Annotated in this window: 20 protein-coding genes and 1 pseudogene; 4 read left to right on the top strand and 17 right to left on the bottom strand. The window is 65.9% G+C overall.

Annotated elements, in window-relative coordinates:
• Window position 1 precedes the first annotated feature (1 nt).
• The 14 genes from panD to dacB form a co-directional block, all read right to left on the bottom strand.
• Window positions 2-463 carry an aspartate 1-decarboxylase gene (gene panD / locus AOP74_RS06980; protein WP_236683744.1) on the bottom strand — a complete coding sequence of 154 codons (462 nt, stop codon included), beginning with the start codon at window positions 461-463 and terminating at the stop codon, window positions 2-4.
• A complete protein-coding gene (gene panC / locus AOP74_RS06975) occupies window positions 460-1,326 on the bottom strand; it encodes a pantoate--beta-alanine ligase (protein ID WP_061961574.1) in 867 nt (288 codons plus the stop codon). The genes panD and panC overlap by 4 nt, the downstream gene beginning before the upstream one ends.
• On the bottom strand, window positions 1,323-2,207 hold the full coding sequence (locus AOP74_RS06970; protein WP_061961573.1) for a Rossmann-like and DUF2520 domain-containing protein: 885 nt from the start codon (window positions 2,205-2,207) through the stop codon (window positions 1,323-1,325). Before AOP74_RS06970 ends, panC begins: the two co-directional genes overlap by 4 nt.
• Complete coding sequence (locus AOP74_RS06965; protein WP_061961572.1) at window positions 2,204-3,907, bottom strand: PH domain-containing protein; 1,704 nt, start codon at window positions 3,905-3,907, stop codon at window positions 2,204-2,206. The genes AOP74_RS06970 and AOP74_RS06965 overlap by 4 nt, the downstream gene beginning before the upstream one ends.
• The gene (locus AOP74_RS06960; RefSeq protein ID WP_061961571.1) at window positions 3,904-4,383 is read right to left on the bottom strand and encodes a PH domain-containing protein; all 480 of its coding nucleotides are present in this window, start codon (window positions 4,381-4,383) and stop codon (window positions 3,904-3,906) included. Before AOP74_RS06960 ends, AOP74_RS06965 begins: the two co-directional genes overlap by 4 nt.
• A 31-nt stretch (window positions 4,384-4,414) precedes the next feature.
• Window positions 4,415-4,882 carry a DUF3180 domain-containing protein gene (locus AOP74_RS06955; RefSeq protein WP_061961570.1) on the bottom strand — a complete coding sequence of 156 codons (468 nt, stop codon included), beginning with the start codon at window positions 4,880-4,882 and terminating at the stop codon, window positions 4,415-4,417.
• Window positions 4,883-4,891: 9 nt separating this feature from the next.
• Window positions 4,892-5,914: a 2-amino-4-hydroxy-6-hydroxymethyldihydropteridine diphosphokinase gene (gene folK, locus AOP74_RS06950; RefSeq protein WP_082096084.1), complete on the bottom strand. Its 1,023-nt coding sequence runs from the start codon at window positions 5,912-5,914 to the stop codon at window positions 4,892-4,894.
• Complete coding sequence (gene folP, locus AOP74_RS06945; RefSeq protein ID WP_236683743.1) at window positions 5,911-6,765, bottom strand: dihydropteroate synthase; 855 nt, start codon at window positions 6,763-6,765, stop codon at window positions 5,911-5,913. Before folP ends, folK begins: the two co-directional genes overlap by 4 nt.
• 6 nt (window positions 6,766-6,771) lie before the next feature.
• Entirely contained in the window at window positions 6,772-7,368 is a 597-nt protein-coding gene (folE, locus tag AOP74_RS06940) for a GTP cyclohydrolase I FolE (RefSeq protein ID WP_236683790.1), read from the bottom strand.
• 23 nt (window positions 7,369-7,391) lie between these two features.
• Window positions 7,392-9,536 carry an ATP-dependent zinc metalloprotease FtsH gene (gene ftsH, locus AOP74_RS06935; RefSeq protein ID WP_082096081.1) on the bottom strand — a complete coding sequence of 715 codons (2,145 nt, stop codon included), beginning with the start codon at window positions 9,534-9,536 and terminating at the stop codon, window positions 7,392-7,394.
• Between the two features lie 200 nt (window positions 9,537-9,736).
• The gene (locus tag AOP74_RS12055) at window positions 9,737-10,585 is read right to left on the bottom strand and encodes an endonuclease domain-containing protein (RefSeq protein ID WP_082096078.1); all 849 of its coding nucleotides are present in this window, start codon (window positions 10,583-10,585) and stop codon (window positions 9,737-9,739) included.
• Window positions 10,586-10,829: 244 nt separating this feature from the next.
• Complete coding sequence (gene hpt, locus AOP74_RS06925; protein WP_061961941.1) at window positions 10,830-11,369, bottom strand: hypoxanthine phosphoribosyltransferase; 540 nt, start codon at window positions 11,367-11,369, stop codon at window positions 10,830-10,832.
• Window positions 11,370-11,433: 64 nt separating this feature from the next.
• Window positions 11,434-12,435, bottom strand: coding sequence for a tRNA lysidine(34) synthetase TilS (tilS, locus tag AOP74_RS06920; RefSeq protein WP_061961566.1), 1,002 nt, complete (start codon window positions 12,433-12,435; stop codon window positions 11,434-11,436).
• 27 nt (window positions 12,436-12,462) lie between these two features.
• Window positions 12,463-13,902, bottom strand: coding sequence for a D-alanyl-D-alanine carboxypeptidase/D-alanyl-D-alanine endopeptidase (dacB, locus tag AOP74_RS06915; RefSeq protein ID WP_082096075.1), 1,440 nt, complete (start codon window positions 13,900-13,902; stop codon window positions 12,463-12,465).
• A 47-nt stretch (window positions 13,903-13,949) separates the two neighbouring features.
• On the opposite strand from dacB, the gene AOP74_RS06910 reads away from it, so the two are divergent.
• Entirely contained in the window at window positions 13,950-14,474 is a 525-nt protein-coding gene (locus tag AOP74_RS06910) for an inorganic diphosphatase (RefSeq protein ID WP_061961564.1), read from the top strand.
• Window positions 14,475-14,555: 81 nt separating this feature from the next.
• On the opposite strand, the gene AOP74_RS06905 is transcribed toward AOP74_RS06910, so the two are convergent.
• Window positions 14,556-16,028 carry a C40 family peptidase gene (locus AOP74_RS06905; protein ID WP_061961563.1) on the bottom strand — a complete coding sequence of 491 codons (1,473 nt, stop codon included), beginning with the start codon at window positions 16,026-16,028 and terminating at the stop codon, window positions 14,556-14,558.
• A gap of 190 nt (window positions 16,029-16,218) precedes the next feature.
• Between AOP74_RS06905 and metX the strand changes: the two genes are divergently transcribed.
• Window positions 16,219-17,415 (top strand): homoserine O-acetyltransferase MetX, encoded by a 1,197-nt coding sequence (gene metX, locus AOP74_RS06900; protein ID WP_201774301.1) that lies wholly within the window; start codon window positions 16,219-16,221, stop codon window positions 17,413-17,415.
• A gap of 13 nt (window positions 17,416-17,428) precedes the next feature.
• Here metX and AOP74_RS06895 read toward each other — a convergent pair whose 3' ends face one another.
• Both AOP74_RS06895 and AOP74_RS06890 read right to left on the bottom strand, forming a co-directional pair.
• Window positions 17,429-17,929, bottom strand: coding sequence for a CAP domain-containing protein (locus tag AOP74_RS06895; RefSeq protein WP_061961562.1), 501 nt, complete (start codon window positions 17,927-17,929; stop codon window positions 17,429-17,431).
• Window positions 17,930-17,956: 27 nt separating this feature from the next.
• The gene (locus AOP74_RS06890; protein WP_061961561.1) at window positions 17,957-20,818 is read right to left on the bottom strand and encodes an FAD-binding and (Fe-S)-binding domain-containing protein; all 2,862 of its coding nucleotides are present in this window, start codon (window positions 20,816-20,818) and stop codon (window positions 17,957-17,959) included.
• A gap of 269 nt (window positions 20,819-21,087) precedes the next feature.
• Here AOP74_RS06890 and AOP74_RS06885 point away from each other — a divergent pair, with 269 nt between their 5' ends.
• Window positions 21,088-22,836: a hypothetical protein gene (locus AOP74_RS06885; protein ID WP_061961560.1), complete on the top strand. Its 1,749-nt coding sequence runs from the start codon at window positions 21,088-21,090 to the stop codon at window positions 22,834-22,836.
• Window positions 22,837-23,155: 319 nt separating this feature from the next.
• Window positions 23,156-24,451 (top strand): annotated as a pseudogene (locus AOP74_RS06880) (hypothetical protein); the annotation flags it as partial.

Genomic DNA, 24,451 nt, shown 5'->3' with positions numbered 1-24,451 from the left:
ATCAGGACTTGAATGCGTCCCAACCCTTGTCGTGGAAATCGTGAACGGGGACTCCAGAGCGCTCAAGGCCGTAGCCATCGGGCACGGAGCCGGGGTCGTCGCACTCCTGCAGAATCTTGTTGTCACCGTCGACGAACACGACGTGCGGTTCAAACTTTCGCGCCTCGTCGTCAGCGAGCATGCCGTACCCGATGATGATGACAAGGTCACCCGGGTTCACCAGGTGCGCTGCCGCGCCGTTGATACAGATCTGTCCGCTGCCAGGCTCACCCGGGATGGCGTAGGTCGTCAGGCGCGCGCCATTGGTGACATCCACGATGTCGACCTGCTGGCCCGGCAGGATGTCCGCGTGCTCCAGAAGAGTCGCGTCGATCGTGATGGAACCCACGTAGTGCAGATCCGCCTGGGTCACGGTCGCCCGGTGGATCTTCGACATCATCATGGGCCGTTGCAACGAGGTCACGGCGTTTCTCCTTCCGCGGCATCGGGAGGGCCGATGCGCGTGGTCACGTTATCGATGAGGCGGGTGCGGCCTACTCGGGCTGCCACCGCGATCACCACTTCTCCACGGTAGTCGCCTGTCGCCTCGGTGGCGTCCGCGGGATCGAGTGCAGCGAAGTAGTCAACGTCCACGCCGTCCGCGTATTCCAACGCCGCCCGTCCTTGGGCGACGACCTCGTCCACGCTGGCCCCGGCATCGGCCCATGTCTGTGCCTCAAAGAGCGTGCGCGACAGAACCAAGGAGCGTTCGCGCTCGGCCTGCGACAAGAAGACGTTGCGCGAGGACCGCGCAAGCCCGTCGTCGTCACGGACAGTCGCGGCCGTTGCGATCTCCACGGGGAAGTTCAAGTCGCGCACCAGCGCGCGCACCGCGATGACCTGCTGGGCATCCTTGGCGCCAAAGACTGCGACGTCAGGCTCGGTGAGGTGCAGGAGCTTGGCCACGACCGTCACCACGCCATCGAAGTGGCCCGGGCGCGCGGCGCCTTCAAGCACACGCCCAACGACACCCGCGGACACGGACACGGTGGGCTCGCCGCCGGGGTACATCTCGGACTCCGACGGGGCGAACACCACATCGACGCCAAGCGGCTCCAACAGCGCGCAATCGGCGTCAAGGTCGCGTGGATAGCGCTCAAAGTCCTCGGGCTCGTCGAACTGCAGCGGGTTCACAAAGACAGTCACGACGACCTGGTCGGCGAGCTCTTGCGCCCGTCGCACCAGGGCGAGGTGCCCCTCGTGAAGGGCGCCCATGGTCATGACGACGGCGCGGCGGGAGCCGCGCGGCACCGCGTCCATCTCAGCGGCTGTGCGGGCGATGATCATGGGTCCACCCCAAGCGTCGCGATGACGTCGGCGTAGGCAGCAGGGCCGATGCGGCCGCCACTGAGCGCCAAATCTGCCGTTGTGCGGGCCATGGCTCGGTAGGCCTGCAGGATCTCGGGTTGGTCTGCCAGGGCAGCCAGGTGCGCGGCGATGGTGCCGGCGTCGCCGCGAACGACGGGCCCGGTCAGCGTGGTCACGGCCCCAGGAGCGTCCCCGAGCGCACCGTCAATGGAGGCGTGGACGAGCGGCCCCAGGACCCGGTCCGGGCGCTCGATGTCGAGGCGCGCAAGCTGGCCCGCCGCCTGGCTCACGGCCGTCACCACGTGGTTCGCGCCATGGACGAGCGCCGCGTGATAGGCCGGGCGGTCGGCATCGTCGAGAACGAACGGCTCGCCGCCCATTTCCACAACGAGGGCCTGAGCGATCGGCAGCACCGGGGCGGCGGCGCTGACCGCGAAGGCCGCGCCGGTCATGCGTGTCAGGTCGAGCGACGTGCCCGTAAAGGTCATGGCGGGATGGATCGCGAGCGTCATGACGCCTTTCGCGGACGCATCCGCGAGCGCCTCCGTCCCCCACCTACCAGACGCGTGGATGGCGATCTGGCCCGGACGCCACACGCCGAGGGCCGCGAGGCCGGCTGCGACGGCAGCGATCGAATCGTCCGGCACCGTGAGCAGGACAACGTCTGCGCGCTCGACGACCTCTTGCGGCTCAAGCACTGGAACCCCTGGAAGCAGGGCGTCGATGCGTGTCAGCGAATCTTCCGATACGCCTGTGGCGCCAACGATCTCGTGCTCGGCGGCTCGTAGCGCGGCTGCCAGCACAGCTCCCACCCGGCCGGCGCCGATCACGCCGACCTTCAAACGTCCCGGGGGTGTCATGCGGGCTCGCTTGGTGTGGCGGGGCTCGGTGTTGTGGTGCTGGGTGCAGGGCTCGTTTCGGTGACCGGATCCGCAGCCGCCTCGGGAGTGGCATCTTCCGTGCCGTCCGCGGCAAGGCCCACGGCGCTCATCCACTGCTCGGGCGTTTGGTGCTTGCGCCCCTCCGCTGCCCGCTGGGCCTGCGCGGCCAACAGGGCCTCGGCATCGGCCGTATCGAGATGCCTGGCGATGGGTTTCACCGGCCCGTTCGTGGAGTGGATGTGCACGTCGGCCACGCCGCGCTTGCGCTGCAGCGGCCCCTCTTCGAGCGAGAGCGACTGGGTGCGCTCGTGCGGCACAACGTAGACGTATCGCACCAAGGCACCACTGCGGATGAGAAGTGCCCGCTCGGTCGCCCGCACTCCGCGGTGCTTCCACTGCCATGGGTCAAAGAGCCGCGCGCGGCGCGTCGAGGGGGTGAAGCCGCCGTCCGCACCCGTGCCTGACAACGCACGCGACACGGTGCCGGCCGGATCGGGGTCGCCAAGATCGGGCAACACGAGCCACAGCGCGGTCAAGGCGTCTTGGCGCGAACCCACCGGGAGGAGAGTCGACACTGCTTCTTGGTCATCCTGATAGCCGGCGACGTTGATCGTGACGCGCCACCAGTCCTTCTTCCGCCACAGCAGCGACTGCTGGAGTTGAACGGCCTGGACGCGCCCTGGGGGGACCGTCTGCCGGCGGGTCTCGAGCATGCCGTGGCGCAGGCGGATGCCGTCCTCGGACAGCGCGGCGATGAAGCCGAAGCCTCGCGACAGCTCGTTCCAGAAGAACCCGAACAGGGCCAACAGCGCGGGGACCATGGTGAAGAGACTGGTTCCGAATGAAGCGATCACCCGGCCCACATCAAGGTTAAGGAAGAACACGCCCGCACCGGCGAAGAGGGGAATGGACATGATCCATACAAAGGGCCACGACAACACGATCGACATCAGCAGTCGCTTGAGCGGTACGCGATAGACCTCACGCTCGGGCGCTGCCTGAGTCTCCGTCACGCCGACCGGCCGCGACACGACGTCCCGCAACGATCCGTGGGCGGGCACCGCGCCAACGTTTCCGTCGGTGTCCACCTCAGCCACGGCATCGGCCCCCGCCACCACCGCATCGACGGTGGCCTCGCGACCTTCCGCCTTCGCGCGCTTCATCCCCGCGGCCAGGGCGAGCAGCTCGTTGCGCATAGCCTCCGCGTCACCCAGGCGCACAAAGTCGAGCGAGACGCCGGAGTTCTCGCCTCCAGCGACCTCGACCTTGAGCGACGCGAACCCAAAGATCCGCGCCATCAGCGGCTGCACCACGTCAACCGCTTGGACGCGGTCAAGGCGAGCCTGCTTGTGCTGCCTGAAGATGATGCCCTTGCGCTGCTCGATCGAGTCGTCAGACAGTCGGTACTGGTTGACGCGCCATTGCAGGAAGCCAATTCCGATCGCGATCGCCACGATGACGGCGGCGAGGATCAGGACCCAGATGATCGACCCCATCAACCAGTGAGCGCCCTCCTGGAGTTCTGGGTCCACACCGGTCCACTGAGGTGCGTAGTTGTACAAAAAGATTGAGCCGACCACACCGAAGACGGCCCAGCCACCCAACAGCGGTGAGACCGGGTGCAGGCGCGTCCACTCCCGCGGAGCGCGGTAGACGATCGGCGGGGACTGCGTGCTCACAGGCCCGCCAGTTGCGCCTCGCCGCGCGATGCCAGGCGGTCGCGCAGGCGTTCGGCCTCGTCGCGCGGCACGCCATTAATGGCGGCATCGGACCCCGGAGAAGCGGTGTGAAGCTGGACCTTTGCGATCCCGAAAGCACGGTCGAGCGGACCCGACTCCACCTCGACGTATTGCATGCGGCCATAGGGAACCACCGTCGTCGCGCGCCACATCCGGCCACGCTTAATGACGAGGTCCTCGTCACGCTCCATCCACGCGTGGGCCGTGACCTGGCGGACGACGACCCAGCTCCCCCACACCGCGGGAATGACAATCGCCACAAGGCCGGCAAAGACCCACGGAGACGTGAACACACCCACGACAAGGAGCACCACCGCAGGGACGGCCAAGCCAATACCGAGGCTGATGAGCCGCGCGTTGATGAGCTTGCGCGACACGTACGTCCAGGCAGCGTCATCAGCAGGGATCGAAGTCATGGCACCAGTGTGCCAGGTGGCCGCAGAGCTTCTAAGCGGGACTTGTCTCCGAGCGGTCCTCGTCGTCATCACTGTGACGGCACCACAACTCGCCGATCCAGCCGGCGATCATGAGCACGGCTGCGGCAGCCGCGGCGATCAGTGCGGAGATGATGACCTCACGGCGCGGGCCGTGCGACCAGGCGTCCAGGAGGCCCAGGGCGTACCCGCCATAGCCGCCCACAAGGACAGCGCCCACGTAACCCGCGGCCTGCGCGAAGATGGCGGTGCGGACGGCACGCAGCGGCGAGAGGTCGGGGCGCTTGCCCTTCAGAAACTGGCGCACCTGCCACGCGAACCACAACACGCATGCGGCCGCCACAAGCGACACCAGCCAAGCGCTCCACGGCACCACTGGTGGTGTAGTTCCGGACGTATCGACCATGCGCACCAGGAGCCAGGTCAGCGCAAGTGACACTAGCCCCACGACAGTGAGCCGCTGCCAGGTCAGGGGTGACACTGAAGGCTCCTAGGTGGCCGACGGAGGCTGGGGCCAGCGGTCGTGCACGAGTGTCACGCGATCCGTACCCGCCTCGCGGGCGAGGTCCACCACCGAGCCGTGGGGCGCGAGCGTGGCGTCTGCCTCCATCGAGCTCCATGGCAGCAGCACAAAGGGGCGCACATGCGCGCGAGGGTGCGGCAGCGTGAGATCTGGGGCCGAGGCCACCACACCGTTGTACTCGACGATGTCGAGGTCAAGAGTTCGGTTGCCCGAGGGGTCCGAACGATCGCGACCGTGCACCATCTCGATGCCCTGGCATGCGGCGAGCAGTTCGCGAGGCGCAAGCGACGTGTGCAGACGAACGACGGCGTTGAGGTAGTCGGGCTGTTCGCGGCCCGCTTCCGGGGTGGAGCGGACCAGGGCCGATGCTGCACGCACCTCAACCCCATTGACTCGGTGAAGATCGGAAACGGCCTGGCGCAAGGTGGGCTCGACGTCGCCGAGGTTGCCTCCGAGCGCGATCAGGGCAGGCACCGGCTGCGCGGGACGCTGATCAAGCACGTCCCTCACGGGGCCGGCGCCCGGGTCAAAAGGGTCGTCGGATGCACCTGCCGATGAGCCGATCCGCTTGTCCGCCCACAGCGCGCCATCGCGCAGGTCGCGGCGGATGCATACGGACACGTCGTGGAACTCGACGTGCAACGGTGCTTGCGGCTTGTGAACCGTGACATCGACGCACTGGACGCCGTCGAACTCGAGCGCAACCCTCGCGATGCGTTCTGCGACGGCCTCGATGAGTTTGACCGGCTCGCCTGCGAGCACGTCGGCAGTGGCATCTGCCAGGTCTGAATAGTTCACGGTGCGGGCGAGATCATCACCAGCGCCCGCGGTTCGGGTGTTCACGTGGACGACAACGTCGGCGAAGAAGAGCTGACCGGATTCGCGTTCACGATCGAACACACCGTGGTGTCCAGTGACGCGGATGCCTTTGACCGCAACCTGGTCGAGTTCGATGCCGTCCTTGAGATACGGGCGCGTGTGCACTGTCATGACCCTGAGTCTTGCGTGTTCAGGGCGTTCTGCCAAGTAGCCACGACCGCGATTGCGTCGGAGGCGGCACGGGCATCGTGGACCCTCACTCCCCAGACGCCCTCTCGGGCACACATCGCCGTGATCGCAGTGGTCGCGTGGTCGCGCTCCTGAGGCGAGGGCGCCGGTGCGGGAAGGTCGTCACCAAAGCGCTCAAACTCATCGGGCGTAATGGCCACACCCAGGAAGCGCTTGCGCGAGGCACCGATGAGAACGCGCGCGTCTCCAGCCCACCCCGTGATGTCCGCCAGGAGCGGCCAGTTACTCTCCGCAACCTTCGAAAAGCCCAGGCCGGGGTCAAGAATGATCCGGTCCTCTGCGACGCCGGCCACCGTGAGTTCCTCGATGCGGGCTGCGAGTTCATCGCGCACCTCAGCGACCACGTCGTCGTAGGTGTCCAGCGCATCCATGCGGGTGGAGTGCGCGCGCCAATGCATCGCGACGTAGTCACAATCCAAGCCAGCGATGGTGGGAGCCATGTCGGGGTCTGCGAGCCCGCCGGAGACATCGTTGACCAGCAAGGCCCCAGCCTCAACCGCGGCGCGTGCCGTGGCCGCGCGCATCGTGTCGACGGATACGGCAATGCCTTCTTGGGACAGTGCCGTAACCACCGGAACCACGCGCTCGAGTTCCACCTCAGGCGAGACACGCTCTGCCCCGGGCCGGGTCGATTCCCCGCCCACGTCCACGAGGCGAGCCCCATCCTTGGCGAGCTGGATGCCCTGGGCGATCGCGGCATCGGCCGAATCCCAGTTCCCGCCGTCGCTAAAGGAATCGGGGGTCACGTTGAGTATGCCCATGACGAGCGTCACGGCAGCCTACTTTCCGACGATGAGGCTCATGGCCTCCGCGCGGGTGGCGGCGTCGCGCATGATGCCGCGGACAGCTGACGTGACGGTCCGTGAGCCGGGCTTGCGCACACCACGCATCGACATGCACAGGTGTTCGGCCTCGACCACGACGATCACGCCGCGGGCGCCAATGTGTTCCACAAGGGCGTCGGCGACCTGCGTCGTGAGGCGCTCCTGAACCTGCGGCCGGCGGGCGTACATGTCCACCAAGCGAGCCAACTTACTGAGTCCCGTAATGCGGCCGTCTTCGCCTGGGATGTACGCCACGTGCGCCACGCCGTGGAAGGGCACCAGGTGGTGCTCGCACATGGAGTACAGCTCGATGTCCTTGACGAGGATCATCTCCTCGTGGCCGAGCTCAAACACGGTGCTCAGGATGTCCGCGGGATCCAGCTGGAGCCCGCCGAAGAACTCCTCGTAGGCACGGGCCACGCGAGCTGGGGTGTCCTTCAGCCCGTCGCGGTCAGGGTCCTCCCCGATCGCGATGAGGAGTTCACGCACCGCGTCACGAGCGCGAACATGGTCCACGCCAGGGGCCGATGCGGAAACGGGTTCCGCGTCGATCGGGTCGTGGGCGCCGTGGTCGGTCACTTCTTGTCGCCTTCGTCGGGCGTGTCACCGGCCGTCGGCTCGGTGGGGAGGTCCGATGCGGCGTCCGGTCCGGCGGTCGCGGGATCGGGCGTTTCCGAAGGAACCGAATCGGCCGATGCTGGTGAAACCGTGCTCTCCGTCACTCCCTCTGGCGCCGGAGCATCCTCAGTACCGATCAGGTCCTGTGGCTCTTCCTTGGGAGGCGCGGGAGCCGTCACGGGCTTCTTGCGAGGCGCGGACTTGGGAGCCCAGTCACCGGATACCCAGTGCTTGCGCTTCGGGATGCGCTTGACCTTCGCGAAGATCTCCGCGAGGGCTTTCTCGCCCAGCGTCTCCTTTTCAAGGAGTTCCTTGGCGAGCTCATCGAGGATGCCGCGGTTGGCCTGGAGAGCCTTCGTGGCCTCCTCCATCGCGCGGTCCATGAGGCCGCGCACCTCGGCGTCAACGATCGCAGCCGAAGACTCCGAGTAGTCGCGCCCGTGGCCCATGTCGCGGCCCATGAATACCTCGCCAGAGCTGTTCGCCAGGCGCACCGAGCCGATGTCCGTGGACATGCCGTACTCGGTCACCATCTGGCGAGCGGTCTCGGTCGCCTGCTGGATGTCGTTGCTGGCACCCGTGGAGGGATCGCCGAAAACGAGCTCCTCAGCAACACGGCCGCCCATCGCGTACGCGAGGTTGTCGAGCAACTGGTTACGCGTCTTGGAGTAGCGGTCCTCTTGCGGCATCACCATCGTGTAGCCGAGCGCACGGCCGCGAGGAAGGATCGTCACCTTCGTCACAGGGTCGGTGAAGTTCATCGCCGCGGCCACCAGTGCGTGACCACCCTCGTGATAGGCGGTGACCGTCTTGTCGTGGTCATTCATGACGCGCGTGCGCTTTTGCGGACCTGCAATGACGCGGTCAATCGCCTCATCAAGTTCGTGGTGACCGATGAGTTGAGCGTCCTTGCGTGCAGTGAGCAGCGCAGCCTCGTTGAGGACGTTCGCGAGGTCAGCACCGGTGAATCCGGGAGTGCGACGGGCGAACTCTTCAAGGTCGACGTCGGGCGCCATTGGCTTGCCCTTGGAGTGCACTTCGAGGACCTTCAGGCGGCCCTTGAGGTCTGGCCCGTCCACGCCAACCTGGCGGTCAAAGCGGCCAGGACGCAGCAGCGCGGGGTCAAGGATGTCGGGACGGTTGGTCGCGGCGATGATGATGACGTTGGTGGTGCCACCGAAGCCGTCCATCTCGACGAGCATCTGGTTCAGCGTCTGCTCGCGCTCATCGTGACCGCCACCCATACCAGCGCCGCGGTGGCGACCCACTGCGTCGATCTCATCGACAAAGATGATCGCGGGGGCATTCTTCTTGGCCTGCTCGAAGAGGTCGCGCACACGGCTGGCGCCCACACCCACGAACATCTCAACAAAGTCGGATCCCGAGATGTGGAAGAACGGCACGCCGGCCTCGCCAGCGACGGCGCGGGCAAGCAGCGTCTTACCGGTTCCGGGAGGGCCGTACAGCAGTACGCCCTTGGGAATCTTGGCGCCCACGGCCTGGAACTTGTCCGGAGTCTCGAGGAACTCCTGAATCTCACGGAGCTCGTCAACGGCCTCGTCAACACCGGCTACGTCGTCGAACTTCACAGTCGGGGTGTCCGGCGTCACCAGCGACGCCTTCGACTTGCCGAACTGCATCATCTTTCCGCCGCCGCCCTGCATGGACGACATCAGGAACCAGAACAGACCCACCAGCAGCAGAATCGGCAGGAACGTGAAGAGCATCGTCGTCCAGATGGACGTCTGCGGCACCTCGGAGTTGTACCCCTGCTCGGGGTCTGCCGCGGAGATGGCGTCGACGACTTCCTCGCCCTGCGGTGCGACGTAGAAGAACTCGACGCGGGCGGGATAGTCAGCCCACTCTTCGGGGGCATCCTCGGGGAGCTCATCGACCCAGTCCTCGCTGAGGACGAGTTCGACACGTTGATCGCCATCGACGATCTTGGCTTGTTCAACCAAGCCGGTGTCGAGGACCGCGAGGCCCTGTGAGGTGTCGATGCGCTCAACGCTGGGAGCGAATAGACCGGAAATCAACCATCCGAGCAGGACTGCAAGCAGGACCAGTGGGACGATTCGGCGCAGGCTGAAGGCTTTCTTCATGGTGCTAGAAGCCTACGCGAGTGTCGCGCGCACGAGGCCCACGTTCGCTGAAGGCGTGCGCACTGCTCCCCTCCCGGCTCTCTCCCCATCGGTTTGACACAACCATGTGACGCACGGGACCCCTGGGGCGCGTGTTACGCACCACTGGTATCGACAGCGCACACGTGTCACATCCTTGTGTCAAAACGATCGGGTTCTGCTCAATTACGACCGCCCTCAAGCGCCGCGAGCACTTTGCGCACCTCAGCGACGACCTTCTCCGGGCGATAGACAGCATCCGCAAACGTAAACCTCACCACCGGAACGCCCTGCGCCAACAGCGCTCGATCCCTATCCCGGTCCGTCTGGAACTGACGTTCACCGGAGTGGTATTGCCGCCCATCGCACTCCACTACGACGCGGCCCTCGACGAGAAAGTCGACGCGGCCCACCCGCGGAAACGTCACCTGAGATTGCACAGCGAAGCCAGCATCCCGCAGGCAAGTTCTTGTGAACGTTTCCGCGATAGAACCCGCTCGCGGATCTGCCTGCGCCCGAATGAACGCGGCGGTCCGTGCGGGAGTGATCGAAAGTCGCTCCAGATCACCGCCTTGGATCTGTCCTCGCTCAAGCGCCGCGTCAACCAACGCCAGTTGGCTCACCTGGTCCAGGCATCGACTCGCAACGTCGATCGCCCGGAGTACGGGCACCCGCCAAGGACCTGGCTCATGGTTACTGAACCGGTGAACAACGGTCGCCTCCCTTACAGCGGAGCGCGCATACCTTCCGCCGCGAGCGGAGTTGACCTCGAGATGCACGTGCTCGGGTGCCTCCAAGAGAGGAAGCGACCACGCGGCGGCGGCACTCACGCATGTCAACCGCGCACGGAAGTAGCAGGCCAGAGCTTGCTCTGCTGAAGTGCCGGGGAGAACGAATAGTCCACGATGGGGGCGTTCGATCCTGTGGTCCTGAAGCGCACGGGCGAGTTCCGACCCCGCAACGCCACGCTGTTCGAGCGTCGCGCGGTGTGCAACTCCGCCGAAGCCACGGAGCGCAGCAACCGGGTCCATACGCCCACGGTGGACGCAAGCACGGGGCTACGGGTGATCCTGCCGGGCAGTTGTGGACGAGCGCCCCTCAGAGCCGCGATGGGGACGCCTCCATCCAGTTGCTTTGACACAACGGTGTGAAGGGATTGCCTGATGTGGCGCGTGGTGCGTCACACCAGTCGCGTGCGCCTCAGCCGTCACACACTTGTGTCAAACCGATCGGAGGGGGTCGGTAGAGCGGTTAGCGCCCGCCGCCGGGAAGCGACTACTCGCCGCCGTAGACTTGGGGCTTGAGGATGGCCACGAACGGTAGCGTGCGGTACTTCTCCGCGTAGTCGAGGCCGTAGCCGACCACGAAGTCGGAGGGGATGTCGAAGCCGATGTACTTCACATCAACGTCGACCTGCACGGCCTCAGGCTTACGCAGGAGCGCGGCCACCTCAACCGACTTGGCACCGCGCGAACGCAGGTTTCCAAGCAGCCAGTGGAGCGTGATGCCGGAGTCGATGATGTCCTCGACGATCAGCACGTCACGACCAGTAAGGTCGGTGTCGAGGTCCTTCAAGATGCGCACGACGCCCGAGGACTTGGTGCCCGAGCCGTACGACGACACCGCCATCCAGTCCATTTGGTACGACGGCGGCAAACGGCGGGCGAGGTCCGCCATCACCATCACGGCCCCCTTGAGCACACCCACAAGCAGCACCTCGCGACCGGCGTAGTCACGACGAATCTGCTCGGCCATGTCATCAAGTTTGCGCGAGATGTCGTTCTCGCTGACGATGACCTTGGTGAAGTCGTCCATATCGAACTGGGCTTCCACGGTGTTGCCTCCAGGCGGGGTAATGGTATTTACCAGGGCCGATGCTTCAGGGCCGGTCGTGTGAACGTTGAGTGGGGTGCGAGATGACAAGCCTGCCATATTCGCGGCGGGCTTCGTAGCCTCCCGGGAGCGAGACGGCACCCTGTCCTCGGTAGCCAATCACGAGCTGATCGATCGCGCTCACGTGGGCCGCGGTGAGAGGGCCGGCGCCTTGAGCTTCGGCCATCATCTTGATCATCCGCGAGCGGATCGCGTCCGGCATTGCGGCGAGGGAGTCGCATGTCCACTGCTTCTCGCCGGCCCCGGGCGTACCGATCGCGAAGCGCGTCTGCCGATCGAGTTCGTCCGCGTCCGCCTGCAACAGCGCTGCCGAGCGCGCCAAGCCGGAGACCACGCCAGGGCCCAGGACATCGACCAACTGTGGCATGACCTGCGTGCGCAGCGCCGAGCGGCGGGGCCCGTCGGTCACAGTGTTGGTGGGATCGTGCCAGGGGTCCAAGCCCAATGCCTGACACGCGGCCAGGGTGTCCTTGCGCCGCAGAGACAGCAAGGGGCGCACGATGCGTCCGCGCCGCGCCGGGATTCCCGACAGTGCGCGGGCGCCTGATCCGCGCGCCAGCGCCAACAGGACGGTCTCCGCCTGGTCGTCCATGGTGTGCCCGGTCAACAGTTGCGGGTTGAGGCCACCCTCGGCATCGATGCGTGCGTTAAGTGCGTGATATCGGGCGGTCCGCGCGGCGGACTCAAGGCCCCCTTCGCGACCCACTGTGACGCGCTCGATGAAGACGGTGTGGACGCCCGCACGCCGTACCTGTGCGGCCGCGCGCTCGGCGATTTCAGCGGAGTTTGGCTGCAGGCCGTGGTCGACGATGATCGCGCCGGTGAGGTACCCGTCTTTGCGGCCCGCGAACCCGGCTGCGGCCGCGAGCGCGAGCGAGTCAGGTCCTCCAGAGCAGGCGACCCAAATACGGGTGCCGATGTCACAGACGTCGAGGGACTCCCGCACCGCGTTGCGCACCGCGGCGACAGAGGGGTGTGGGCCCGTCATGCACAGCCTCGCGCACCGGGCGCCACGTCAACCTTCACAGCCACATTGTGCCAAAGCAATGAGAAATTCGTCCAAAGCCGCCTTGGGCTGCGCCTGCCCGTAGGGCATCCCGTCCAGCAAGGTGGCGTATGCGAGCCAGCGACCGTCCGCTGTCTGGACCGCGCCGGCCAGCGTCGTCACGCCCGTCAGCGATCCGGTCTTGGCCCGCATCTGACCCGCGGCGTCGGTGTCGTGGAACCTGCCGTCCAGGGTGCCTTCGAGCGCGGCGATGGGGAGCCAGTCCAAGACCTCAGCAGTGGCTTCGTTCGCAAACGCGCCACGGACGGTCTCGGTCAGATGGAGCGGCGAGATGCGGTTGTTCTCAGAGAACCCCGCCCCGTCGTACAGCTCAAGCCCGGTCACATCGACGCCGAGCCCCGCCAACTGTTCGGTCGTTGCCTCAGCAGCACCCTCAGCAGTCGTGGGCTTGCCCATCTCGCCGGCATGCACCAGCGACACGATCTCGGAGACCGTGTTGTCCGACTCCTGTTCCAGCAGCGTCACCACCTGATCGAGCGGAGCGCTCTCGACACTGGCAACCACGTCCGCGCCCGACCCCACCTTCGCTCGGGTCGCATCGCCAGATTCCACGCCGCGCTCGGCGAGCCGTTCGACGAAGACGTCACCGGCCGCGAGCGACGGGTCTTCGAATCGTGGCGCGAAGTGCTCATCGGTCATCCGCGCCACGTTCACCGCGAGCCCGCTGGCCGCCGCAACGTAGCCAAGGTCGAGGGCGTACTGCGGCCACTCAGGGTTGACGGCTGGAGCCTCAAACTCGGAATCGTCCACCGTCACGCGCACCGGACCCGACTCCAAGGTGTCTGCACCGACCCCCGCAACCACGGCATCGGCCAGATCCGCCATGCCGGCCCACCCGTTAGGTGTGTCCTCAGTCCCGCCGTGGCCAGCATCGGCCGCAAGCATCATGTCTCCCCCGGCAATCAGGGTGAGCGTGCGGCTCGACGCGTCCCACGCCACCGACGTCGTCATGGTGAACTCCGGTCCCAGGCCCGCGACGGCGGCAACGCCAGTCAGCAACTTGGTCGTCGACGCCGGAACCTGAGGGTCAGCCGCATCGAGGTCTACGAGGGTCTCGCCAGTCAGCAGATCAATCACTGACACGTTGGTGGACTCGCCGGTGCGGTCATCGTCACGAAGGTCTTGCGCGAGGGATTGAAGGGCCGATGCTGCCGGTAGCGGCGCGGTCTCGTTCATTTCGGATACGGCCGATGCTCGGGGCGCCTCGGTCGTGACAGCTTGGGCAGTCTTGAACGGGGCTGGCTCAACCGGGACGGGCTGGTTCGTGATCCACCCAGGGACCACGTCGTAGGCGTCTGCCACGGCATAGCCGCCTACTCCCGCGACCACGACTACCGGAACGACAATCGAGGCTGTTATTCTTCCGCGCACACGTGAACCCTTCTTCATGGGCCACACTAGTACCCAGCACACTGATCAACGACGCTAGGAATGCTATGGAATTCGACGTCACCATCGAGATCCCCAAGGGTTCACGAAACAAGTACGAAGTGGACCACCACACTGGTCGCATCATGCTCGACCGCATGCTCTTCACCTCGACGCGTTACCCCGATGACTACGGCTTCATTGACGGCACGCTCGGCGAGGACGGCGACCCGCTGGACGCTCTCGTGCTGCTCGAAGAACCCACGTTCCCCGGCTGCCAGATCCGTTGCCGCGCGCTCGGCATGTTCCGCATGCGCGACGAGGCCGGCGGCGATGACAAGGTGCTGTGCGTGCCCGTGGGCGACCAGCGTCAGACGTGGCGCCGCGAGCTCGACGACGTCTCCGACTTCCACCGTCTTGAGGTGCAGCACTTCTTCGAGGTCTACAAGGACCTCGAGCCCGGCAAGTCCGTCGAGGGCGCCCACTGGGTGTCGCGCGACGAGGCCGAGGAAGAGATCCGCGGTTCCTTCGAGCGCGCCAAGGGCACGCCCTTCGCTCACATGAACCCGCTGGTGCCGCCGCAGAACCACTAATTCGCTCAAGCGTCGACGTCGACGCAGAAGAGCCCCCGCACCTGACATGAGGTGCGGGGGCTCTTTGCGTTGAGTCTGAAGTTACGGGCGGCCGACGTACGGCATCATGTCGCCCACGGCCCAGTTGTACATCGAGCGCGTCGTGGCGGTTTTGCCGGGAACGGTCGCCTCCATCACGCGGCCTGCGCCGATGTAGATCGCGACGTGGTAGATCCGTGAGGAGTCCTTACCCGAGCCCCAGAACACCAGGTCGCCCGGGCGGATCTGCGAGTACGGAATTAGCGACACGTTCTGGTACTGCGACCGCGAGGTCCGCGAGATGTAGTGGCCTGCTTGACCCCACGCGGCACTGGTCAGACCGGAGCAGTCGTACGCCGGGCCATTGCCGCCCCACTGGTAGGCGGCGCCGATCTTGGTCTGCGCCCACGCCGCAGCCGATGCGCCCTGTGAGGCACTCGAGTTCCACGCGTTGTCGGGCTCCGGCTCCGGCTTGGAGGTCTGGGTGGGCTTGGGCTCCGAGGTCTGAGTCTCGGTGGGCTCAGGGTCCGGCGTGGACGTCTCCGTAGGCTCTGGCTCCGACGTCTCCGTGGGCTCAGGGTCGGACGTCTGCGTGGGGCGCGATGTCGACGTCTCGGAAGGCTTGGGCGTCGACGTGGCTGATGTGGACGGCTTAGGAGTCGATGTCGTGTTCGAGGTCTCGCTGGCGCCGCTCGAGGACTCCTGCTCCGCGCGCTCGGCCTCGAGTTGCGCCTGCTCGGCCTCGAATGCGGCCTGGGCCTGGGCCTCGCGCTCGGCGGCGAGCCCGTTCTGGCGCTCCTGCTCGAGCTGCTCAGTCACGCCGCGCATCTCGGCGAGGCGGGTGATGGCCGCGCCACGGGCCACGGCGGCATCGGACACAGCTTGGTCAGCGGCCGCGCGGGAGGACTCGGCCTTACCTAGTGCCTCTTCGGCCAGCTGTTCAGCGGCGGCGGCCTTGTCGGCAGCGGCCTCCGCGCGGGCGCGCATGGTCTCGGCAACGAGCTCGGCTGCCCGCACTTCCTGGACGGTCACGTCGGCCTCGGCACTGGCACGGTCGATCGCTTCGTGGCGTGCGACAACATCATTGAAGCCGTCGGACTGCGTGATGGCTTCGAGCTCACTCATGGAGCCGGCGTTGCGGTAAGACGACATGGCGGCGCCGGCCAGGCCCCGACGAGCAATCGCCAGTTCCTCTTCAGCTGCCTTTGCTGTCGCCTCGGCGGCCGTCCACTCTTCTTGTGCAGTCGCGGCTGCCTCTTGCGCCACGAGGTAGTCCTCAGCGGCAATGAGTGCGGCGACTTCTGCTTCTGCCAACGCGTCTTCGAGGCTCGCCACGGCGGCGTCGAGCTGAGCGACCGACATTGCAGCATCGTTCGCGGCGGCTCGGGCGGCGGAGATCTCGTCCTCACCGGGATAGTCCGCGGCACGCGCCGACTGGGTGGGGAACGCAGTCAGAGCAGCTACAGCGAGGGCAATCACTATTACGGGTGCGGCAATGCGCGCAGCGCGCGTGCGCACATCAAGTGCAGAAGCCATCGGTCTCGCTCTCATCGCGGACGTTGCCGCCCAGACATCGTTTTGTCACATGTGTCACATGCGACTCATCTGTCAAATGATAAACACGAGCACCGCATCTGCGCTACCCCCAAGTGACACTGTTCACACGCATTGCTGGCGAGCCACGGCGTGTCGCGATACTAAAACGTGCCCTAGTGTGGTGCTCGGTATGGATGACGACGGCATCGAATCTGACGCGTGGGCTGCCGATCAAGGCCCTGGCCCTGGCGCGCCCATTCCCGCATCAGCTGCATGGCGCGAGGGGGATCACCCCGGTCGCAGGCTGTTCTTTGACCTCGGCGACTTGCCGCTTGAGGCGGACCCCATGGGAGTCCTCCCGGACGTGCGCGTGGCATACGAGACCTGGGGCGAGCTCAATGCCGCTCGCGACAACGCCGTGTACATCGCACACGCACTTACCGGCGACAGTCACGTCTTTGGCCCCGCCGAGCCCGGCCACCACACCGGCGGCTGGTGGAACGCGATGGTGGGCCCGGGCAAGCCGATCGACCCGGCCCGCCACTACATCGTCTCGGCGAACGTCGTAGGCGGATGCCAGGGAACCACCGGACCGGCATCGGCCCACCCAGAAGATGGCGAGCCGTGGGGCTCCCGCTTCCCGTACGTGACGATGCGCGACATGGTCAATGCGGAGATCCGCCTCGCGGACCACTTGGGAATTGACCGCTGGCGGCTCATCGCAGGTCCGTCCATGGGCGGTATGCGCGCAATCGAGTGGACCGTGATGGCGCCAGGTCGCGTCGGAGCGATCGCCCCCGTCGGGTCCACCGCCGCCACGAGCGCAGACCAGATCGCCTGGTCAACGGCCCAACTCGCAGCCATCGCCGCCGACCCCAAGTTCCGCGACGGCGACTACTACGGTGCGGCCGATGACGACGGTCCCCACGTCGGCATGGGAGTCGCGCGCATGATCGCGCACACCACGTACCGCTCCGAGAGCGAACTTCAGGAGCGTTTTGGTCGCAAGTACCAAGAGGGCGGAGACCCGCTGGGCAAGGGCGGCATGTTCGCCATCCAGAGTTACCTCCAGCACCACGCACGCAAACTCGCGCGCCGCTTCGATGCGAACACTTACATGCGTCTCGCGCAGGCAATCCAGTCCCACGACGTGGGCCGGGACCGCGGCGGTGTCGAGACAGCCTTGGCGCAGTACACGGACCCCGCATTGGTGGTCGCCGTGGACTCGGACCGGCTCTACCCGCTGAAGAACTCGCAGCGCCTCGACGCGGCGATGTCAGGCTCGCTCGGCGTGAAGGTCGTCCACTCCCCCGTGGGTCACGACGGCTTCCTGGTCGAGTCCGGTCAGCTCAACGCCTTCATGGCAGAGTTCGAGAGCCGGCTGTAACGCCAGAGAACGGCTACGCGTCCGGCGCGTAACCCATAAAGATCATCGAGCAGGCCATGCCGCCCACCTCGTCGTCGCCCTCGGCGATTTCGGTGTTGTCTCGCGCCGCCACCGGCACACACCCCACGCCCGCGACCTCGAAGGCGGGGTCGATGAGGTTGGGGTACTGCCCCTCGTTGCCGGCCCAGGTCTCGACGACCTCGGCGGGCAGCTGGTCGGAGCGCGACACGTTTTCGCCTGCGTAGTCGTAGTCGCCACAGTCGGCGGGCAGGTCCTGGCGCGGCACATCGACTGCTCCGGGCAGGAGCGCCGCTCGTGCCACCGCGTACTCGTCCAGGCACGAGGATCCGTCGAGCCTGTCCACGCCCGACTCCAGGCGCAGGGCGTTGACCGCGGCGAAGACCTCGTCCTCAAACTCCCCCGCCGGCGGCAATTGAACCGTCGACGAACTGACGGTGCAGCCGCTCAGGGCGACGGCGAGAGCGAGGACAGGGACGATGCGTTTGGCAAGCACGCACCCAGGGTACGGTCTGCGACTGGGTCAGTCGCGCATCGGCCCGATGCGCTGGGCTAGCAACTGCGCGAGGTGCAGCCCGCGTTCCCCGGCCAAGTCCTCTGCCTGAGTACGGCAACTCACGCCATCCGCGATGTAGATGCTGCCTTCCGGGGCGTTGCGCAGCGCGGGCAGCAACGAGTTCTCCGCGACGGCAACCGACGTGTCGTAGTGCCCCTTCTCGGTGCCCCAGTTGCCGGCGAGACCGCAGCAGCCGGAGGTCTCGGTGACGGTGGCGCCAGCGGCAGCGAGAAGCTCGCGATCGGCGCCAAAACCGGTCACGGAGTACTGGTGGCAGTGCGGCTGGACAACCGCCGTGACGTCGTCGAGGCGCGGCACTTCCCAGTCCTTGCGCGGCTTGACCTGCGCCTTCCCGGCGAGCACCTCCGCCAACGTGAATGTCCCGGCCGCGACCGCACGGGCTCGCGGGTCCTCGGGAAGCAGCTCCACGAGGTCACTCCGTAGCACCGCTGTGCACGAGGGCTCGATGCCAATGATCGGAATGCCGTTGACCGCGACCGGCCCCAGCACGCCCAGCAGCGAGTCGAGGTGCTTGCGCGCCGCATCCAGCTGGCCGGTCGAGATCCACGTCACGCCGCAACACGCCGACTGTTCGGGAACCACGACCTCGAAGCCTGCGTCCTCGAGGACCGCGATGATCGCCTCGGGGATCTCGGAGTCGAGCCCGTCGGTGAACGAGTCCGCCCACAGCACCACACGGCGCTCCACGTTGGTGACGTCGGATTCACGGTGCGACTTCGCGGCCTTGGACCGGCGGAACGGGGTCGCAGAGAATGTCGGGAGGTGCCGGCGAGTGTCCATGCCTGCCACCGATACAGCGATGCGCTGTATCCAGGCTGGCTTCAGGAGCGCGTTGACTACGCGGGGGGCAATGCCGACCACCTTGAGCCAACGGGGCAACCAGCCGATGCTGTAGTGAGCAACGGGCCGAACTTTGCCTTTGTAGGTGCGGTGAAGCGCTTCCGCCTTGTACGCGGCCATGTCGATCCCGGAGGGGCAGTCGGTCGAGCACGCCTTGCAGCTCAGGCACAGATCGAGACTCTCGCGCACTTCCGGAGCGGCAATTCCGCCAATGAGTTGCCCGTTGATCGCCTCCTGCAGCACCCGGGCGCGTCCGCGCGTGACGTCCTTCTCGTCCTTGGTCGCGGCGTAGGACGGGCACATGAATCCGGTGCCCGTGCCAATCGCGTCCGCGCGGCACTTGCCGACGCCGGTGCAGCGGTGCAGCGCCTCGGTCATGTCGCCGTGGTCGTGCAGGAACGCGAAACCGTCGGTCGCAGGGACCGCCGGTGCGGCGGGACGGCGCAGGTCCGCGTCAAGCGGCGCGGGATCCACGATGATGCCCGGATTGAGCGCGTCGCCTGGATCAAAGAGCGCCTTGACCTGCCCAAAGAGATCGATCGCCTCCTGGGAGTACATATGGTGGAGCAGCTCGCCGCGGGCACGCCCGTCGCCGTGCTCGCCGGAGAGCGACCCGCCGTGGCTCGTGACGAGCGCGGCCGCGTCCTCCATGAATGCGCGCATCGGTCGCCCGTCGTCCTGCAGGGGAATGTCGAGGCGCACGTGAATGCACCCGTCACCAAAGTGCCCGAACGGCTGCCCGGTCACGCCATGGCTGTCCATGAGGACGTCAAAGTCGCGCAGATACTGTCCCAGGCGCTCGGGCGGCACTGCCGCGTCTTCCCAACCCGGCCAGCACTCCTTGTTATCGACGCTGCGTCCCGCGAGCCCCGCTCCGTCGGCACGAATGGCCCACAACTGCGCGGCCTCACGAGGATCGGCGACGACGGTGACCGACCCAGTCCCAGCATCGGCCGAAATCTTGGCGAGAATCTCCTGCGCCTCATCCTCCGTGTCCGCCCCGACCTCCACAAAGAGCCAGCCGGCCCCGGGCGGCAAGTCGGGAATGGCCGAGTCGCCCTTCGCCGCACGAATGCGCTCGACCAGGCGGGCGTCCAACCCCTCCACCGCGTGAGGCCCATGGGCCATGATCGGCATCACGGCATCGGCCGCGGAAGGCATATCTGGATAGCCAAACGCGACCGTGATGCGCACCGGCGCGATCGGCACCAGGTTCACAGTCGCTTCTAGGGTGGTCGCGAGCGTTCCCTCGGTACCGACAAGGAACTTCGCAAGGTCGCCGCCAAGTTCTGGCAAGAGGTGCTGCATCGAGTAGCCCGACACCTGCCGGTCAAAGCGACCGAACTCCTGGCGAATCAGGGCGAGGTTGGCGCGGATGAGGTCGTCGAGCCCGTCGATTGCTGCGGTGCCCTTGCGCGTCGCGTCGATGCGCGTGCCGTTTCCGGTGACGGCGTCGAGTGCAATGACGTTGTCCGCGGTCTTGCCATAGGCGACCGCGTGCGGGCCGCAAGCGTTGTTGCCGATCAGTCCGCCCAGCGTCGCGCGCGTCGTGGTCGACGGGTCCGGGCCAAAACGCAAGCCGTGGGGCGCCGCAACCTTCTGGAGCTCGGAGAGCACAAGGCCGGGCTGGACGCGGGCCGTACGGGCTTCTGCGTCGATGTCGAGGACGCGGTTCATGTACCGACTCGTGTCAATCACGACAGACGGGCCGATGCTGTTGCCGGCTACCGAGGTTCCGCCACCTCGCATGGTGATGGGAGCATCGGCCTGGCTCGCGGCAGCGAGAGCTGCAATGAGGTCGTCGGAGTCGCGCGGGAAGACAACTACCTGGGGCGGTACCCGGTAGTTCGATGCGTCCGTCGAGTACTCCGCGCGGCGGCGGGGCGAGTCGTCGACATCGCCAGCCACGGCAGCGCGCAAGTGTGCGGCAAGGTCGGTGGTCTCAGGCGCGATCGTCACGTCCGTCATTGTTCCACTTGTTGGAGACAGGTCGTGTGGACCTGTCGCGGTGCTGCGAGAAGGATGCCGCGCCGGCTCGGATCGCCGTCACTTTTGAGATCGCTGTGGATAACTCGTCCGCCTTGGTGTGACTTTTGTCACATCATCACCGTACTGTCACATTGGCAACATTTGCCACTCAATCAAGTTGACGATGTGAGAAATGTCACTAGCGTCAGGGGCGGCCGAGGCGCTGAGGGGGCGTCGCTGGGATGCCCAGCCTCGGGTGGGAGGAACCAATGAAACTGCGCACACGCGCGGCTGCGCTCGCATGCGCCGCCGCACTCGCGCTCGTGGGGTTGGCCGCACCGGCGGCCCACGCGGGCAACGATCAGTCCGACGAGGACACAACACAGTGGGTGACGTGGGAGATCCCGGCGCCCGGATGCCCCACGTTCGATGCCGCGGAGGGCACGGACGTATGGACGTCCCCGACGGCAACGCCTTGGGTGAACTACGACGCATACGGCTCCCCGGCATGCGCCGACGATCACGAGACGGCGATGTGGCCGCAAGCGCTCGTGGGCGAAGGCACGCACACCCAGGTTGGGACGCTCACGCAGTGCACCTGGTACCAGGTTGATAAGTACGAGGGGCGCGCATCCGACATCAACGCGGTACTCGCGGACGACACTCTCACGCACGGCGAAGACGGCGGCATCACCACCGCGTGGTACTTCCACTACACCGGTGGCCCCACTTGTGGCACCGCCACCGAAGAGCCCGCTGAGGTCGAGCTCACACTGACCTATATCCCTGCGTGTGAGCCCGACTCCAGCAACACGTGGGTCGTGGCAAATGCGAGCGACCAGGACGTGCCGTTTGTCCTCAAGTACCAAGACGGCGACGAGTGGAACACCGTCGGCGAGGACACTGCGCCCGCCGGGGATCAGGCTGAGATCAAGACGCCCCGCGAAGACGTCGACGCCAAGATCACGTGGGGCGACGACGAGTCGCTTGAGCGAGGCGAGGCCAAGGCCTCCTCCGGCGAGGACCTCGACGGCGACAACTGCCTCGAAACTGTCGTGGCGCCAACCCCCACATGGGCAGAGGGCTGCCTCGCGGGAGACGGCGCCTGGCAGTTCGACGCCAATGCCGAAGGCATTGACTGGGCACAGTCCGCCGTGTTCGGAGGCGCCTACACGATTGAGGTCGCGCCACAGGAAGGGTTCACCTTCCCCGCGGACGCGGTGACTTCATGGACGGCCTACGACACGGAGCAAACTTGCGTCGTCACGCCCCCCGCTCCCACGTTTGAGGACCCGTGCGGCCCCGACAACATCGCGGTTCAGGCCCCCGTGTTCCCCGGGGTCGAGTGGTCCACGAATGTGGTCGACGGCGTCGCGACGGCCACCGCCACGCCTGCCGACGGCTACGAGTTCGCGGAAGAAGTTCAGTCTGAATGGACGCAGACGGACACCGGCGAGGACTGCCCCACACGCATCTTCGAGGAGGCAAGCCTTGACGGAACCCTCATCGGGAACCTGTGCCTGGGGGACGTGCCCTATTTCACGTACGACGTGACGGTGAACGACCCAAACGGCCTGGTCGACGACTCCGCACTGCCGAGCATTACGTTCCTGCCTGATGCCGATGAAGAGTTCTACCCCGATGGCGTCACACCGATCGAGCCACTCACCATCGACCTGCCCACAATGGCCGGCGAACTGCTCTGGCCTGGCGCGTCCCTGGACTCAGAGAGCAACCCCGCGGGCTGGCCGGGCTGGGCTCTCATCGGTGACGAGTGGACCGCGGTCGCTGACGACAACTGGGGCTGGACTCGCGACGGCGATGTGCTGATTGAAGTGAACCCTGAGATCACGGTGACAGCCGCTTACCCCGAGGCGACCGCTGACTGCGCGAACGCTCCGGAAGCCGACGACGAAGTCGTGACGGCAAGTCGCGTCCTCAGCGCTGGTCCCGTCGTCGTGACGGGCGCTGCGCCCGCCGCTGTTCCCGTGCGCGGCGAGGTGACGTACACGGGCTGATTTCACGTCCAACGCCGCCCCACACGGCACCGAGAACGCTCGGTCCCCACAGCAACGTTGCTGTGGGGACCGAGCGTTTCTGTATGTCTGATGAGGGACCCGTAACGCCCGTCAACTACTCTCAATTCCGCGAATACCATAACCAAAGGTCACAGTTCTGCAACTGCGAGTGTGATTTTCACCACTCTCGTCTCATTGGTTTACTTCTGTCACTTCTGTCACATCGTCCCGTTGCGAGTGTGAGAAACCTCACTAGCGTGAGTTGTGTGTCGAGGCGCTGAGGGGTGCCAATGGGGGTACCAGCCTCGACGAGGAGGCAATGATGCAACTCAAGACCAAGATCATCGCGGTGTTCGCAGCGGTCGCCCTTTCCATCGTTGGATGGGCCGTTCCCGCTACCGCCGCAGATTACTCCGGCATGAGGGTTCTCCAGTCCCTCTACAAGGAGGTCGAGGCTGAGGGGCTCGCCGAAAATGACGAAGGCGGGGGGGACGGCGGCGATCCGCCAGCCGACGAAGCCAAGTCTGTCCCGGCTCAGGAGGACGCGCTCGAACCCGTCGTCGAAGAGACCACCAAGGCTCCCGAGCCTAAGGTCGCAGAAACTACTGCGGAGGAAGCCCCCGAGAAGGACGAGGCTCCCGCGAAGGAAGAGAAGAACGACCCGGCGCCCAAGGTCGAGGAGACCACCGAGGCCCCAGCCCCCGAGCAGAAGGACGAAGTTCCCGCGACGGAGGACGATGGCGAGGATGAGCTCGCGCTTCAGCGCTCATCTGCACCTGAGACGCAGACTCTGAAGGTCGAAGCACCCGCGTACCCATTGGGAAGTGGCACGACCCACTCAGGGAATGTGCAGGTGGGGGACCTTGAAGACCTGTACCCGGACCTCGAGCTCTATTGCTACGACAAGGACCGGTCCACCGGCCACGGCGACATCGTGAAGAGCACACCTTCAGCGGAGAAAGACTCAATCCTCCTCAAGCCTGCGCCGGAAGACTACGAGTACCTCATCCTGGCAGTGAAGGGTGGGAACGGCTACGTCCTTTACACCAACCCCGAAACCGGTGTGCTTTACCAGACGCCGGATCGCGACGGCAAGAAGAACGCTGACGTCTCGCACTGGATCATCTGCAAGGTGAAGGTCGAGGAGCCCAAGTTTGAGTGTGTCGTGACGTCCGACCACGGCTCAACCGACACTGCCGAACCCGTCAGCGCTTTCCGCTACGGAAACGACGATGACGACGACAAGATCGACTGTGAAGGCACCATCGAGATCTGCAAGAAGAAGGACGGCGACTACAAGCAGTCCACACTCGAATGGGAACTCAAGAAGAACAACGGTCGCTGGTACATCGACTTCGATGGCGACCGAGACTACGACAAGATCCCGCCGTTGACAGTCAACTACAGCGAGAACGACTCCGTCTCATTCGACGGCCGCAACTGGGACCAAGCGTTCTACGACAACGGATGCGAGGAGCCCAAGTTTGAGTGTGTCGTGACGTCCGACCACGGCTCAACCGACACTGCCGAACCCGTCAGCGCTTTCCGCTACGGAAACGACGATGACGACGACAAGATCGACTGTGAAGGCACCATCGAGATCTGCAAGAAGAAG

This window comes from Demequina flava (assembly GCF_000975035.1).
Taxonomy (GTDB): Bacteria; Actinomycetota; Actinomycetes; order Actinomycetales; family Demequinaceae; genus Demequina; species Demequina flava.
The sequence above is the reverse complement of the archived record's forward strand: the minus strand, read 5'-3'. Positions and strand labels throughout refer to the sequence as shown.